Source organism: Micrococcus sp. Mcc89, assembly GCF_024519795.1.
GTDB classification, from domain to species: domain Bacteria; phylum Actinomycetota; class Actinomycetes; order Actinomycetales; family Micrococcaceae; genus Micrococcus; species Micrococcus luteus.
Genome location: NZ_JALJRI010000062.1, coordinates 1 through 15,344, shown reverse-complemented (window position 1 = coordinate 15,344; position 15,344 = coordinate 1). Strand labels below are relative to the sequence as shown.

Annotated in this window: 11 protein-coding genes; 7 read left to right on the top strand and 4 right to left on the bottom strand. The window is 74.3% G+C overall.

The window, feature by feature from the left end:
* Positions 1–209: 209 nt before the first annotated feature.
* Positions 210–2,456 carry a S9 family peptidase gene (locus tag NR072_RS06950; RefSeq protein ID WP_225348638.1) on the bottom strand — a complete coding sequence of 749 codons (2,247 nt, stop codon included), beginning with the start codon at positions 2,454–2,456 and terminating at the stop codon, positions 210–212.
* Between the two features lie 102 nt (positions 2,457–2,558).
* Complete coding sequence (locus NR072_RS06945) at positions 2,559–4,049, bottom strand: NCS2 family permease (protein ID WP_256836632.1); 1,491 nt, start codon at positions 4,047–4,049, stop codon at positions 2,559–2,561.
* 65 nt (positions 4,050–4,114) lie between these two features.
* Between NR072_RS06945 and NR072_RS06940 the strand changes: the two genes are divergently transcribed.
* Positions 4,115–5,413, top strand: a complete 1,299-nt coding sequence (locus tag NR072_RS06940) for an MFS transporter (RefSeq protein WP_256836631.1) — start codon at positions 4,115–4,117, stop codon at positions 5,411–5,413.
* Between the two features lie 21 nt (positions 5,414–5,434).
* Here NR072_RS06940 and NR072_RS06935 read toward each other — a convergent pair whose 3' ends face one another.
* Entirely contained in the window at positions 5,435–5,908 is a 474-nt protein-coding gene (locus NR072_RS06935; RefSeq protein ID WP_036316705.1) for an Lrp/AsnC family transcriptional regulator, read from the bottom strand.
* Positions 5,909–6,095: 187 nt separating this feature from the next.
* Here NR072_RS06935 and NR072_RS06930 point away from each other — a divergent pair, with 187 nt between their 5' ends.
* From NR072_RS06930 to NR072_RS06920, 3 genes are read left to right on the top strand one after another with little or no spacing between them, the layout of a single operon-like run.
* Entirely contained in the window at positions 6,096–7,298 is a 1,203-nt protein-coding gene (locus NR072_RS06930) for a thiamine pyrophosphate-dependent enzyme (RefSeq protein WP_135019653.1), read from the top strand.
* Between the two features lie 2 nt (positions 7,299–7,300).
* A complete protein-coding gene (locus NR072_RS06925; protein ID WP_049159054.1) occupies positions 7,301–8,350 on the top strand; it encodes an alpha-ketoacid dehydrogenase subunit beta in 1,050 nt (349 codons plus the stop codon).
* Positions 8,347–9,837: a dihydrolipoamide acetyltransferase family protein gene (locus NR072_RS06920; protein WP_256836629.1), complete on the top strand. Its 1,491-nt coding sequence runs from the start codon at positions 8,347–8,349 to the stop codon at positions 9,835–9,837. The genes NR072_RS06925 and NR072_RS06920 overlap by 4 nt, the downstream gene beginning before the upstream one ends.
* A gap of 126 nt (positions 9,838–9,963) precedes the next feature.
* Here the strand turns inward: NR072_RS06920 and NR072_RS06915 are convergent, their stop codons facing one another.
* Positions 9,964–10,824, bottom strand: a complete 861-nt coding sequence (locus tag NR072_RS06915) for a phosphatase PAP2 family protein (protein WP_069941765.1) — start codon at positions 10,822–10,824, stop codon at positions 9,964–9,966.
* A 110-nt stretch (positions 10,825–10,934) separates the two neighbouring features.
* Here NR072_RS06915 and NR072_RS06910 point away from each other — a divergent pair, with 110 nt between their 5' ends.
* The 3 genes from NR072_RS06910 to NR072_RS06900 all read left to right on the top strand — a co-directional run bounded on the left by NR072_RS06910 (position 10,935) and on the right by NR072_RS06900 (position 15,185).
* Complete coding sequence (locus tag NR072_RS06910; protein ID WP_256836627.1) at positions 10,935–11,621, top strand: hypothetical protein; 687 nt, start codon at positions 10,935–10,937, stop codon at positions 11,619–11,621.
* 79 nt (positions 11,622–11,700) lie between these two features.
* Entirely contained in the window at positions 11,701–12,774 is a 1,074-nt protein-coding gene (locus tag NR072_RS06905; protein ID WP_203552829.1) for an o-succinylbenzoate synthase, read from the top strand.
* A gap of 227 nt (positions 12,775–13,001) precedes the next feature.
* Positions 13,002–15,185, top strand: coding sequence for a PhoX family phosphatase (locus NR072_RS06900; protein WP_135019808.1), 2,184 nt, complete (start codon positions 13,002–13,004; stop codon positions 15,183–15,185).
* Positions 15,186–15,344 lie beyond the last annotated feature (159 nt).

Here is a 15,344-nt window from a genome sequence, read left to right as displayed (position 1 = left end):
ACATGTCCCCAGGGTCTCAGCTGACTCGTGCATCTATTCTCAGACACGCCCTAGGCCCGCCTGGCGAGGCGGGGGTGAGCCGCCCGCCTCCTCCGCGAGCCAGACAATTCGGTCGTCCCAGGGCCGTTCTGACAGCAGTACTCTCTGGTTCGCGCGCGGTGCACCGCAGAATCGACGGGCTCGCGGGCTGACGGAGGGCCCACCCCGGCTCAGTCGATCCGCGCCGTCGCCCCCAGCGCGGTCAGCAGGAACGCGTACTCCCACGCGGTGTCCTCCCAGCCCTGGTACCGGCCGGACGCGCCGCCGTGGCCGCCGTCCATCTCGGTGCGCAGCAGCACGGGCGCGCCGCCGTCGGCCAGCGGCCTCGCCTGGTCCGAGGTGACGGTGCGGCGCAGCTGCGCCACCCACTTGGCGGGCTCCACGTAGAGCACGCGGGTGTCGTGCAGGCTGGTGACCGCGGCGATCGCCGGGTAGTCCACCGCCCGCACGTTCTCGTACGGGGTGTAGGCGCGCATGGCCTCGTACACGGCCGCGTCCTCGATCGGGTTGCCCCACTCCTCCCACTCGAGCGCGGACAGCGGCAGCTCCGGGTCGAGGATGGTGGTGAGCGCGTCCACGAACGGCACCACGGCCAGGCACGCCCGGTACAGCTCCGGCGCGAGGTTCAGCACCGCGCCCATGAGCAGGCCGCCGGCCGAGCCGCCCATGCAGGCCACGCGCGCCGGGTCCGCCCAGCCGAGGTCCACGAGGTGCCGGGTGGCGTCCACGAAGTCCGTGAAGGAGTGCCGCTTGGCCAGCTTCTTGCCGTCCTCGTACCAGCGCCGGCCCAGTTCGCCGCCGCCGCGCACGTGCGCGACCGCGAACACCACGCCCCGGTCCAGCAGGGACAGCCGGGCCACACCCAGCACGGGGTCCATGGACATCTCGTAGGAGCCGTAGCCGTACACCACGCACGGGGCCGTCCCGTCCGGCTTCACGTCGCGGCGCCGGATCACGGTGACGGGGATCCGCACGTCCTCCCCGGTCACCGACGACGGCTCGGACGCCGGCGCCCACACGCGCTCGGCCACGTAGTCGGCCGGGTCGTAGCCGGGCACCTCCGTCTCGCGGCGCAGGTGCACCTCGCCCGTCGCCGCCGAGACGTCCAGCACGCGCGCGGGCGTGATCCAGGACGTGTAGGCCAGCCGCAGGAACGGGGACTCGGCCGCCGTCGCGGACAGATGGCACGCGTAGAGCTCCTCGTCGAACGCGGGCTCGCGCCAGTGCGCGGCCTGCCCGGCCAGCACGGCGTCCAGCTCGGTGACGACGACGCGCGGGGTGGTCTCCCGGCGCACGGCCAGGGCGGCGTGGGTCAGGGTGACCATGACGCCGTCGACCTTCACGTCCTCGCGGTGCGGGACGACCGTGCGCCAGGCGTCGCGGTCGGCGACGTCCGCCTCGGCGACCACCGAGAGCATCCCGTTGGGCGCGGCGACGGGGGCGCCGTCGTCGTCCAGGGCGCGGTCGTGGACCACGAGCAGCCGGCGGACGCCTTCGGCGTCCGTGACGGGCTCGACGTCGGCGAGCATCCGCCACGCGCGGGGGATCAGCACGCGCGGGGCGGGCAGGGGTGCGGCGGGGTCCTCCGGCAGGTCGACCACGAGGGTCTCGGAGACCTCCGAGTTGCCGACGCCGATCAGCAGCTGGGTGCGGTCGGCGACGCCCTCGAAGCCGGTCCACATGCCCGGGTCGGCCTCCTCGTGCAGGAGCACGTCCTCGGCCGGGTCGGTGCCGAGCACGTGCGCCTTGACCTGGTACGGCCGCCACGAGTCGTCCCAGACGGTGTAGAACACGCGGGTGCCCGAGCGGTCGAAGCGGACGCCGTGGGCCACGTTCTCGACCGCGTCCGGCAGGTCCTCGCCCGTGGCGATCTCGCGCACGCGCAGGGTGAAGCGCTCGTCGCCGGTGTGGTCCACGGCGTAGGCCACCCGGGTGGCGTCCGGGCTGATGTGCAGGCCGCCGAGCGCGAAGAACGGGTGGCCCTCGGCCTCGGCGTTGCCGTCCAGGATCACCTGCTCGCCCGGCAGGGCGGCGTCCGGGGTGATGACGGGCGGGGTCCAGTCGGCCTCGAGGTCACCGGTCTCGCGTGCGGGCACGCGGCAGTGGATCGGGTACTCGGCGCCCTCGCGGGTGCGCACGAAGTACCACCACCCGTCCCGGCGGGCGGGCACGGAGCGGTCCGTCTCCACCGTGCGGGCCTTGATCTCGCCGACGATCGCCTCGCGCAGCGGCGCCTGGTCCGCGGTCACGGCCTCGGTGTACGCGTTCTCGGCGGCCAGGTGCTCGAGCACGCGGGGCTCCGCCTTGCCGCGCAGCCACTCGAAGTCGTCCTGGAACGTGTGGCCGTGGTGGCGGCGGGTCACGGGCTCGGCGGCAACGGACGGCGGGACGGGGGCGTGCGTAGTGGTCTGGGGCATGCGGCCCATCCCATCACGCCGCGCGGGGCGGGGCCGACACCCCGCGCCGCACACGACGACGGCGGCGCACCGGCCCGGTGCGCCGCCGTCGGGGGTGGCGGGTCAGTTCAGGCCGAGCGCCGCCCGGACCACGCCGAGCCCGAAGTACGCGACGAACGCGAGCGCCACGAACCACAGCAGCGGGTGCACCTCGCGGCCGCGGCCCTGGCCCGTGCGGATCACCGCGTAGGCCACCACGCCGGCGCCGATGCCGTTGACGATCGAGTAGGTGAACGGCATGAGGATGAACGTGAGGAACGCGGGGAAGGCCGCGCCCGGGTCGGACCAGTCGATCTGCACCACGTGCTGGCACATCATGAACCCGACCACCACGAGCGCGGGGGCCACGGCCTCGAACGGCACGAGGTGGATGAGCGGGGAGAGGAACACGGCCGCGAGGAAGAACAGGCCGGTGAACACGGAGGCCAGGCCGGTCCGGGCGCCCTCGCCGATGCCGGTGCCGGACTCCACGAAGATCTGGTGCGCCGAGCCGGAGGCGCCACCGCCCACCGTGACCGCGAGCGCGTCCGCGGCGAGCACCCGGTTCAGGTCGGGGATGGAGCCGTCCGGGTTCACGGTGCCGGCCTCGCGGGCCAGGCCCACGGAGACGCCCATCGCGTCGAAGAACACGGAGAGCAGGATCGCGAACACGAGCAGGGAGGCCATCAGCCCGCCCACGGAGGTGAAGGCGCCGAACAGGTCCACGCTGCCGAGCAGGTGCAGGTCCGGGGCGGTCCACTCGGGCAGGGAGGGGGCGATCAGGGACCAGCCGGTGGGCACGGCGTTCCCGTCGGCGTCCACGGAGGGGCCGATGTGGAACACGGCCTCCAGCACGTTGGCGAGGATCGTCGCCACGACGATGCCGATCAGGACGGCGCCGCGCACCTTGCGGATCACGAGGACCGCGGTCAGCAGCAGCCCGACGACGAAGACCAGCACGGGCCAGCCCTCGAGCTCGCCGCCCGTGCCCAGGCCCACCGGGACCGTGGTGTCGGCGGCGTCCGGCAGTCGCCGCACGAACCCGGCGTTGACGAGGCCGATCAGTGCGATGAACAGGCCGATGCCCACCACGATGCCGGACTTCAGCGCCTCCGGGACCGCGTCGAACACGGCGCGGCGGAAGCCGGTCACCACGAGCACCAGCATCACGAGACCGGCGAGGGTGACGAGGCCCATCAGCTGGGGCCAGGTGAGTCCCGGCGTCGTGGCGATGGTGATGGAGACGAACGCGGAGACGCCCAGGCCCGCGGCCACCGCGAACGGGTGCCGCGCCCACACACCCATGACGATGGTCATGACGCCCGCCACGAGCGCGGTCACGGCGGCCACGGCGGGGATGCCCAGGGTGTTCCCGGCCGAGTCGGGCCCGGACAGGATCAGCGGGTTCAGCACCACGATGTAGCTCATCGCCAGGAACGTGGCGAGGCCGCCGCGGAACTCCTGGCCCACCGACGAGCCGCGCTCGGTGATGCGGAAGTACCGGTCCAGGGCGCCGCGGGCAGCGGCGGGCGACGGGGCGGGCGAGGGCGGTGGAGAGGCGGTGCGGGAGGCCATGGCACCAGCGTAGTGACCCGGTCCCACGACGATCGCGCGCGTGCCGCCCCGCTACGCTCGCGGGCATGCGTCCCCGCTCCGCCTCCGCCGCCCGCACCCGGGAGGCGCTGCGCGACGCCGTGCAGATCTACGCCCCCTCCACCGTCTACGCCGTCGGCCTGGGCGCCATGACGCCCGCGCTCGCGGTGGCGGCGCTGGCCCTCGGCCTGGACGCGGCGCGGGCGGCCGCCGTCGTGCTGCTGGTGGGGCTCGGCTCGCTCGTGGCCAACGGGCCGGCCTCGGCGCTCGCGGCCCGGGCGGGGGAGCGGGTCACCATGGTCGTCTCCGCCGGGCTCGGCACGGTCGGCGCGGGCCTGGCCTGGGCGACGACGGCCGGGGTGTCCTCCGGGCCGTCGGCGGCGGGGGTGGCCGAGCCGGGGCGGCTGGCGCTGTTCCTGGCCGCGGTGCTCGCCGTGGGCATGGCCGGGGCCGGGTTCAACCTGGCCCGGCAGGCGTACCTGGCGGTGGCGGTGCCGGCCACGCACCGGGCCCGCGCGATGTCCACGCTCGGCGGGACCGTGCGGATCGGGACGTTCCTGGGCCCGTTCCTGGGCGCCGCCGCGCAGGCCCCGCTCGGGCTGGACGGCGCGTTCGCCGCGGCCGCCGCGGCCATGGCCGTCGGCGCCCTGCTGTGCCTGCGGATCCGGGATCTGCCGGTGCCGGCGTCCGATCCGGTGGCGGGGGAGGAGCCCGGCCCGGCCGGTCGACCCCGGCTGCTGGACGTGGCGCGCGCCCGGCGCGGGGCGTTGCTCACGGCCGGCTTCGGTGTCGTGGCCGTCTCCGCCGCCCGCGCGGCGCGCAACGCCGTCATCCCGCTGTGGGCCACGCACCTGGGCCTGGACGCGGCGACGGCGTCGCTCGTCTTCGGCCTGGCCGGCGCGGCGGACCTGCTGCTCTTCTACCCCTCGGGCCGGCTCATGGACCGCTTCGGCCGGCGCGCTGTGGCGGTGCCGTGCCTGACCCTGCTGGGGGCGGGGTTCCTGGCGATCAGCCTCACCCGGGAGCCGACGGCGTTCGCGGCGGCGGCGGTGCTGCTGGGCATCGGCAACGGCTTCGGCGCGGGGATCGTGATGACCCTCGGGGCGGACCACTCGCCGCCGAACGCGCGCGCCCAGTTCCTCGGCCTGTGGCGCTCGATGTCCGACGCGGGGATGCTGGCCGGGCCGCTGCTGCTGTCCGGGGTGACCGCCGCGGCCGGGCTGGCCGTCGGCGTCGGCTCCCTCGCGGTCGTCTGCGGTGTCGGAGCGGTCGTGTTCGCCGCGGTGCTGCCGCGCGGGCCGGGGGCTGTGGCGGACCCGCCGGCCGTCGTCGTGCGCCCCCGCTGACCGGGGCGCCGGACCGTCGGCTCAGTCGGCGGTCTCGTCCGGGGGGATGGTCTGCCCGGAGGCCTGGTCGTCGAAGACCATGTACGTCTGCGTGTCGACGACGCTCGGCAGGGTCTGCAGTTCGTCGAAGATCACACGGCGCAGGTCGGCGGTGTCCCGCGCGCGGACCAGCAGGATCACGTCCATGTTCCCGCCCACGAGGGAGACGTGGGAGACCTCGGGGATGGCCAGGAGCGTGGCGCGCAGCTCTCGCCAGTCGTGCTGACGCAGCTTCATGGTCACGTGGGCGGAGGCCCCGAAGCCGACCTTGACGGGGTCGACCCGCACGGTGAAGCCTGTGATCACGCCCGCGTCCTGCAGGCGGTTCAGGCGCGAGTAGCAGTGCGCGCGGGAGATGTGCACGCGCTCGGCCAGGGCCGCGACGGACATCCGCCCGTCCTGCGTCAGTTCGCGGACGATCGCGCGGTCCACGCGGTCCAGCGGCTCGGCGGCCATGGCTCCTCCTGGGGCGGGCGGACGGGTCGGCCACGCGGCGGCGGACCGTCTACGTGGCACGAGTCACCATAGCAGTTCGTCTGATGGAGTGCCTGGTTTGCATTCGATTGTCTCGTGATCCCGGGCGGGCGAGCGACACATTGACCCTCTTGGGCACACTGAAGGCCACAGATCGAGAGGACCCGCCATGAGTGACCCCACCCCCGCCGTGCCCGGGGCCGCCCGGACCGACGAGACCGAGACCCGCCCGAACGCCGGCGCCGCCTTCGGCATCTCCCTCGAGGAGTACCTGCTCCCCGCCGCCCGCCGCATACAGCTGATCGGCGAGGACGGCACGCTGCTGGCCCCGGAGGAGCAGGGCACCGAGCCCGGCCACGAGTATCCCCTGCCCTCCGACGAGGAGCTGCTGGCCGCCTACCGCCACCTCGTCATCGGCCGCCGCGTCAACGACCAGGCCTACGCCCTGGTGCGCCAGGGCCGCATGGCCGTCTATCCGTCCTCGCACGGCCAGGAGGCCTCCGAGGTCGCCGCCGCCGTCTGCCTGGGCGAGCACGACTGGCTGTTCCCGACCTACCGCGACACCGTGGCCGTGATCGCCCGCGGCGTCCCGCCGCTCGAGGTGATGGTGGCCTACCAGGGCACCTGGCATCAGGGCTACGACCCCCAGAAGCACCACGTCTCCATCCAGTCCACGCCCCTGACCACCCAGATGCTGCACGCCGTCGGGATGGCCAAGGCCGCCCGCCTGCGCGGCGAGGAGGTCGTGTGCCTGGCCATGGTCGGCGACGGCGGCACCTCCGAGGGCGACTTCCACGAGGCGCTGAACTTCGCGGCCGTGTTCAAGCTGCCGGTGATCTTCTTCGTGCAGAACAACAAGTTCGCCATCTCCGTGCCGTTCGCCAAGCAGTCGGCCGCCCCGTCCCTGGCCCACAAGGCCGTGGGCTACGGCCTGGCCGGCGAGCGCGTGGACGGCAACGACCTCGGCGCCCTGCTGGCCGTGCTGGGCCGCGCCGTGGAGCTGTGCCGGCAGGGCCAGGGCCCCTTCCTCGTGGAGGCGGACACCTACCGCATGCAGGCGCACACCAACACGGACGACCCCTCGCGCTACCGCGACGACGCCGAGGTGAAGGAGTGGGAGGCGCGCGACCCGCTGCGCCGCATGACCGCCTACCTCGAGTCCACCGGCGCCCTCACCGAGGAGGTCTCGGCCCAGATCGCCCGCGACGCCGAGGACGTCGCGCAGCAGCTGCGTGACGCCATGAACGCCGAGACGGAGCTCGATCCGCTCGAGCTGTTCGACCACGTCTACTCCGTGCAGACCCCGCAGCTCGCCGCCCAGCGCGCGCAGCTGGCCGAGGAGCTGTCCCGTTCCGAGAACCAGGAGGCCTGAGCATGGCGACCCTGACCTTCGCCGCCGCGCTCAACGCGGCGCTGGCCGACGAGATGGCCGCCGACGACATGGTGGTGGTGTTCGGCGAGGACGTCGGCACCCTCGGCGGTGTCTTCCGCATCACGGACGGGCTGACCGCGCGCTTCGGTGAGGAGCGCTGCTTCGACACCCCGCTGGCCGAGTCCGGCATCGCGGGCATGGCCGTGGGCATGGCCCTCGGCGGCGCCCGCCCCGTGATCGAGATGCAGTTCGACGCGTTCGCGTACCCGGCCTTCGAGCAGATCGCCTCGCACGTGGCCAAGATGCGCAACCGCACCAAGGGCGCCACGCCCATGCCGATCACCATCCGCATCCCCTACGGCGGCGGCATCGGCGGCGTGGAGCACCACTGCGACTCCTCCGAGTCCTACTACGCGCACACCCCGGGCCTGAAGGTGTACACCCCGGCCTCGGTGAAGGACGCGTACATGATGCTGCGCTCGGCCATCCGCCTGGACGACCCGGTGGTCTTCATGGAGCCCAAGAAGATGTACTGGACCAAGGCCGAGCTCGACCTCGACCAGCTGCGCGCCGAGTTCGAGGAGGGCTGGGCCCGCGTCGAGGACAAGAAGGAGCACGGCGAGGCCTGGGCGCGCGCCGCCGTCGTCCGCGAGGGCACGGACGTCACCCTCGTCTCCTACGGGCCCTCCGTCCCCACCTGCCTCGCCGCCGCCCACGCGGCCGCGGAGGAGGGGCTCTCGGTGGAGGTCGTGGACCTGCGCACCGTGAACCCGCTGGACGAGGACACGATGACCGCCTCGGTCGCCAAGACCGGCCGCGCCGTCGTCGTCGCCGAGCCGCAGGGCTTCGCGTCCGTGGCCTCCGAGCTGGTGGCCCGGATCCAGCAGCGCTGCTTCCACTCGCTGGCGGCGCCCGTGGGCCGCGTGACCGGCTTCGACATCCCGTTCCCCGCGCCGAAGCTCGAGGAGCACCACCTGCCGAACATCGACCGCATCCTGGACGCGATCGACGACCTGAACTGGGACCTGGACGCCGAGGAGGCCCGCGCATGAGCAACACCTTCCTGCTGCCCGACCTGGGCGAGGGCCTGACCGAGGCCGACATCGTCCGCTGGCTCGTCGCCGAGGGCGACACCGTGGCCGTCGACCAGCCCATGGTCGAGGTCGAGACCGCCAAGGCCCTCGTCGAGGTGCCGAGTCCGTACGCCGGCACCGTGCTGACCCTGCACGGCGCCGAGGGCGAGACCATGGACGTCGGCAGCCCGCTGATCACCATCGGCGCGGCCGGCGAGTCCGGTGAGGGCTCCGCGCCCGTCGCCGGCACCGAGGCCCTGGCCGTCCCGCCGTCGACCGGTGCTGACGCGGCCGAGGCCGCCCGCCCGGGCGCGCTGAGCTACCGCGAGGAGGAGATGGCCGGCGTCCAGCCGAAGCCGGACAAGGCCCGCGGCGGCGACGGCGACGTCGCCGGCTCCGACGACGAGGCCTCCGGCGCCGTGCTCATCGGCTACGGCACCTCCGGCCACAGGGCCACCTCCCGCAGCCGTCCGTCCAAGCGCGGCCGCGGCGCCGCCCGCCCGACACCGGCCCCCACGGCCGGGGCCGGCGCCCCGCGCGTGACCTCCCCGATCGTCCGCAAGCTCGCCCGCGAGAAGGGCGTGGACGTGGCCGCGCTGACCGGCACGGGCCCGGACGGCCTGATCACCCGCGCCGACGTGCTCGCCGCGGCCGAGGGCTCCGCCCCGCAGGCCGCCCCGGCCCAGGCCCCGTCGGTCGCAGCCGTCCCGGCGGCCGAGGCCGCCGCGCAGCCGGGCGCCGTGGACGGGCGGACCGGCCTGGCCGTCGTCGCCCGCACCCCGATCTCGGGGGTGCGCAAGGTGATCGCGGACCAGCTCTCCCGCTCGCGCCGCGAGGTCCCGGAGGTCACGGCGTGGCTGGACGTGGACGTCACCGCCCTGCTCGAGCTGCGGGCCGCGCTCAAGGCGAAGGACCCGGAGAACGCGCCCTCGCTGCTCGGCCTGATCGCCCGCTTCACCCTGGCCGGCCTGCGCCGGTACCCGGTGATGAACGCGCGCATCGAGGCGGGGGCGGACGGCAAGGACGAGATTGTGGAGGTCGACGGCGTCCACCTCGGCCTGGCCGTGCAGACCGACCGCGGTCTCATGGTGCCCTCCGTCGAGCACGCGGAGAAGCTGTCCGCGGATGAGCTCACCGCCGCGATCAACGACACCGTCAGCCATGCCCGCGCGGGCCGGGCCGCCCCGGCCGAGCTCACCCGCGGCACGTTCACGCTGAACAACTACGGCCCGCTGGGCACGGACGGCGCCACGCCGATCATCAACGTGCCCGAGGTCGGGATGCTCGGCATCGGCCGGATCATCGACCGCCCGTGGGTCGTGGACGGGGAGATCGTGGTCCGCAAGGTCACCGAGATGACCGTGACCTTCGACCACCGCGTCACCGACGGCGCCACCGCGAGCGCGTTCCTCACGTTCGTGGCGGACTGCCTCCACGATCCGACGGCGGCCCTCGCCCGGATCTGATCCGGACGATCCCCGCCCGCCCCGACCCCGGACGAGCCCTGCGATGTGGCGGCCATACCTCGCGGATGGCCGCCACATCGCAGGGCTCGTCGCGTGGTGGGGGTGCGGTGAGCGTGCGGGGAGGGGTCAGTCCGCGCGGCCGCGGCGAAAGGCCGTGCCGAGCGCGCCCCACAGCAGGACCGCGGGGGAGGCGCTGAGCAGGATCCCGGCCGGCTCGGCCGCCGGGTGGGGGCCTGCGCCGCTGGTCGCGGGGGTGTCGAGGGTGAGGGCCAGCAGCGTCAGCCCGGCCGCCAGGCCCGCGACGCCCAGGGACCAGAGCGTGGCCTCCACGCCGCGGGCGCCGCGCGGTGCGGGCCGCGGTGCGCCGTCGTACCGGGCGAACGGCACGGCGAGCAGGCCCCAGGCGGCGGACACGAGCGCCGCGGCGGCCATGTCCGACGGCCGGTGCCAGGCCTCCGTGTAGGCGACGGCGCCGGTGCAGGAGCTCACCACGGCGCCGAGGACGGTGGTGAGCGGTCGCCACCGGGCGGGCACGAGCAGCAGCGCGGCCACAGCGGCGCCGGTCGCGAGCGTCATGTGGCCCGAGGGCAGTGAGTTGCCGCCGGACCACGGGACCCCGTCGGCGTGCTCGGGCCGCGGAAGCGCCGCCTTGAGCAGCTGCGTGGTGAGGTTGGACCCGGCCAGCACGAGGAGGGCGAGCAGCCCCCGCCGCCGCCACCGGGCCACGGCGAGCGCGCCGAGCGAGGCCAGCGCCATGCCGACCGCCAACGCGAGCGGCAGGATCCGCACCACCTGGGAGGTCACGTCCGGCACGGTGTCCGCGTAGCGCTCCTCGACGGCGCGGAACACCTGGTACTCGAGCACCTGGCCGGCGGAGGACCACACCAGGGCGGCGTAGACCAGCACGACGCCGGCCACGCACGCGGCCAGCGCCAGCCACCACGTCCACGAGGGGAGGCGGCGGGGGGCGCGGGCGGTGGGGGGCATGGGTTCCATTGTGTCGGACGCGCAGCCGTCATGCAGGCTTCATCGGACGGTCACGCCCCCGTCGCCGTCCCGTCCTCCGCGCCCCTGAGCCGCCTGCCTAGCCTGGGGCCATGACCCGCGTGCCCCCCGCCCACGGACATCGCCCGGCCCTCCGCGACTCCACCGGCTCGGCTCACGGCCCGGGCGTCGAGCCGGGCGCCCGGCCCCGTCTCTCGGCCGAGGACCTGCTGGCCGCCCGGGACGCCCTGGCCCCCTTCGGCCGGCTGAGCCGGCAGGAGCCCATCGAGTGGGCCGCCGAGGAGCCCCTCGCCCCGGACCTGGCCGACTTCTACCGCTACGTGGGACCGGAGTGGCTGGAGATCGACACCCTCGGCCTGCCCGTGATGTTCTTCCCGCTGGACCGCCTGTGGGACGAGCAGGCCGGCTACCGGTGGAACCACCGAACCGGTGCGCTGCTGGTGGACTGGAACGACGACTGGACCGTGGTGGCCAAGCAGGGCGCCGACCCGTTCATCCACGCGGCCTCCACCGGCCAGGTGCTCATGGCCCCGGGAGACGAGGGCTGGGAGGACCGCCTGGACGAGCCGCGACCGGTCTTCCGGGACCTCACCGAGATGACCCGCGCGCTCGCGGCCGTGGGCACGGCGTGGGCGCGCTTCGACGACCCGTTCACCGCCGACTGGCATCTCACCGAGGAGGTGACGGCCGCCGTCGTCGCCGGCCTGGAGGGGGCGCTCGGCGCCCACGACCGCGCCGTGGACCTGGCCCGTGCCCTCGGCTACCTCCGCGCCGTCTGAGCGTCGGCGCCCACACAGACAGTCCCACCCCGCGGCGCCCGTCGGAACGGGAGCCGAGCGCCCTTCCTACACTGGCCGCATGAGCACCGCCCCCGCCCTGCCCCCGCTGCCCGGCGCGCCGGGCGGTCCCGCCCTGCCGAGCGTCGAGGAGCTGCTGGCCGACGCCGTCGCGGTCGCCGTGCCGATGCGCGTGCGGTTCCGCGGCACGGACCTCCGTCACGCCCTGCTGCTGCGCGGCCCGGCGGGCTGGGCCGAGTTCTCCCCGTTCCCGGAGTACGGTCCGCACGAGTGCGCCGCGTGGCTGGCCGCCGCGATCGAGGCCGGCTGGCAGGGCTGGCCCGGCCCGGTCCGCCAGACCGTCCCCGTCAACGCCACCGTGCCCGCGGTGGCCGCGGACGACGTCGAGGCCGTCCTGGCCCGCTACGGCGACGGCATCACCGCGGTCAAGGTCAAGGTGGCCGAGCACGGACCCGAGGGCGGTCTCGTCCCCGGCGGCCGCGAGGCCGACCTGGCCCGCGTGCGGCGGGTGCGCGCGCTGCTGCCCCACGCGCAGGTCCGCGTCGACGCCAACGCCGGCTGGACGCCCGCCGAGGCCGTCGACGTGCTCACCGCGCTGGCCGACGTCGGCCTCGAGTACGCGGAGCAGCCCGTGCCCGGCATCACCGCCCTCGCGGAGGTCCGCGCGGAGCTGCGCGCCCGGGGCGTCCCCACCCCGATCGCCGCGGACGAGGCGGTCCGCAAGGCCGAGGACCCGCTCGCCGTCGCGGCCGCCGGGGCCGCGGACCTGATCGTGGTGAAGGTCCAGCCGCTCGGGGGCGTGCGCCGCGCCGCGGCGATCGTGGCGGCCGCGGGGCTGCCCGCGGTGGTCTCCTCCGCGCTGGACACCTCCGTGGGCATCGCCGGCGGCGCCGCGCTCGCCGCCTGCCTGCCGTCCCTGCCGCACGCGTGCGGGCTCGGCACCGCGGCCCTCTTCGAGCACGACGTCGTCGCCCCGGCCTGGCGCCCGCGCGCGGGGGCCCTCCCGGCACCGGGGGAGCGGGCACCCGCCCCCGACCCGGAGCTGCTCGACCGCATCCGGGCGGACGGGACGCGGCAGGCGTGGTGGGCCGACCGCCTGCGCGCGGCCCACGCGGTGCTGGCCGCGCAGGGCTGACGAGCCCGCCCGGTCCCCGTCGACGCGGGGCATGTGAGCCGGATTACAGCATGTCGACGGGGCGAAATCCGGCGGCCGGGAAGAGTTCAACTCGCGGCCACCTGGGCGTGGCTCGCCGCTCGGAGCGAGGGGCCAAGGTGATGGCGGCCCCGGCCGGTCTCACCCCGGGGTCGTCTCCGGCCCGGCACCGGACCCCGGACCATCCCCACGACGCGAAGGACCCCGTCATGCTGAAGCGCCTCCTCCCCATGGCCGGCCACACCCGTGGCAACCGCTCCGCCGTCACGTGCGAGCTCAAGTGCGGCAACGCGTGCGCCCACCCGGTGCCCAACACCTCGGCGAACCCGACCTTCCAGCAGATCGCGGAGACCGCCATCTCGCGCCGCTCCGCCCTGGTCGGCGGCACCGGTCTCGCCGCCGCCGTCGTCATCGGCTCCCAGGTGGCCCAGGCCCCCGAGGCGCTCGCGGACAACGGCCGGCGCCCGACCGGCGGCGGCAAGCTCCCCTTCGAGCCCATCGCGCCGGTGAGCCGCACCGTGGACACCATGACCGTGCCGGAGGGCTACGACTGGGGCACCGTGATCCGCTGGGGCGACCCGCTGTTCGCCGACTCCCCGGAGTTCGACATCGAGCACCAGACCGGTGCGTCGCAGGCCGCCCAGTTCGGCTACAACAACGACTACCTGAACATCATCACCGACGGCGGCAACGACCGCTCCGGCTACCTCGTCTCCAACCACGAGTACACCAACGAGAACATCATGTTCTCCCCGGAGTACATCGCCTCGAACTTCGAGGACGTCGTCAACGTCGGCCTCCAGGCCCACGGCCTGTCCATCGTGGACCTCAAGCGCGCCAAGCGCGGCGCCCCGTGGGAGTACGTCCGCGGCGGCCGCCGCAACCGCCGCATCACCGGCACCACCGAGTTCGAGGTCCGCGGCCCGGCCGCCGGCCACGCGCTGCTCACGACCGTCGAGGACCCGACCGGCACCCGCGTGCTGGGCACCCTGAACAACTGCGCCGGCGGCACCACCCCGTGGGGCACCGTGCTCTCCGGCGAGGAGAACTTCAACCAGTACTTCAAGGGCCGCGGCACGGCCGAGGAGAAGCGCTACGGCATCTCCGCCGCCGCCACCAGCCGCGGCTGGGAGAAGGTCCACGACCGCTTCGACCTGACCAAGCCCGGCTACGAGAACGAGGCCAACCGCTTCGGCTGGGTCGTCGAGATCGACCCCGAGGACCCGACCTCCACGCCCGTGAAGCACACCCTCCTGGGCCGCTTCAAGCACGAGGCCGGCACCGCCGTGATCTCCCCGTCCGGCCACGCCGTGGTCTACTCCGGCGACGACGAGCGCCACGACTACCTGTACAAGTTCGTCTCGGCCGAGAAGGTTCGCGAGGGCGACAAGAAGCACAACATGCGCCTGATGGACAAGGGCACCCTCTACGTGGCCAAGTTCTCCGGCGACTCCCCGGCCGCCCAGATCGACGGCAGGGGCACCCTGCCCTCGGACGGCGCCTTCGACGGCTCCGGCGAGTGGATCGCCCTGGCCGACGAGAAGACGTCCTTCGTCCCGGGCATGTCCCTGGCCGAGGTCCTCGTCTACACCCGCCTCGCGGCAGACAAGATGGGCGCCACCAAGATGGACCGCCCGGAGGACGTCGAGACCAACCCGGTCACCGGCAAGGTCTACGCGGCCCTGACCAACAACACCAAGCGCACCGCCGTGGACGAGGCCAACCCGGTCATCGGCAACCGCGACGGCCACGTCATCGAGATCACCGAGCGGGGCGGGGATCACACCTCCACCGCCTTCACCTGGGTGATCCTGCTGCTCGCCGGCGACCCGGCGGTCTCCTCCTCGGCCTACTTCGCCGGCTACCCGAAGGAGAAGGTCTCCCCGATCTCCTGCCCGGACAACCTGGCGTTCGACTCCGAGGGCAACCTCTGGATCTCCACCGACGGCCAGCCCGGCACCATCGGCTACGCCGACGCGCTGCACAAGGTCACCCTCGACGGCGCCGAGCGCGGCCGCGTCCAGCAGTTCCTCGCCGTCCCCCGCGACGCCGAGACCTGCGGCCCCGTGATCCACGACCGCGACAACTCCGTGTTCGTCAACGTCCAGCACCCGGGCGAGGACGGCACCTGGGGCGCGCACACCTCCTCCTTCCCGGACTTCCTGAGCCCGACCGGCCCGGTCCAGGTGGGCGACAAGGTCGCGGCCCCGCGTCCGTGCGTCGTCCAGGTGTTCAACGCCACCGGGAACAACGGCATCGGCAAGGGCGCCGGCAAGGCGAAGGGCAACAAGGGCAAGGGCAACAACGGCAAGGGCAACGGCAACGGCAAGGGCAAGGGCAACGGCAACGGCAAGGGCAAGGGCAACGGCAACGGCAAGGGCCCGAAGGGCTGACCCCCGCCTCCGCGAGGACCCTCGACGAGGCCGTCACGGCCGGCGCCACCGCGTCACCGTGGCGGCCTCGCCGCGTCCGGGGCCCGTCCGCGCCCGGGCCTAGATGTAGGAGGGCATGACGTTGTTGACTCGGGCCGGTGCCAACGAGGCCGGAGGAGC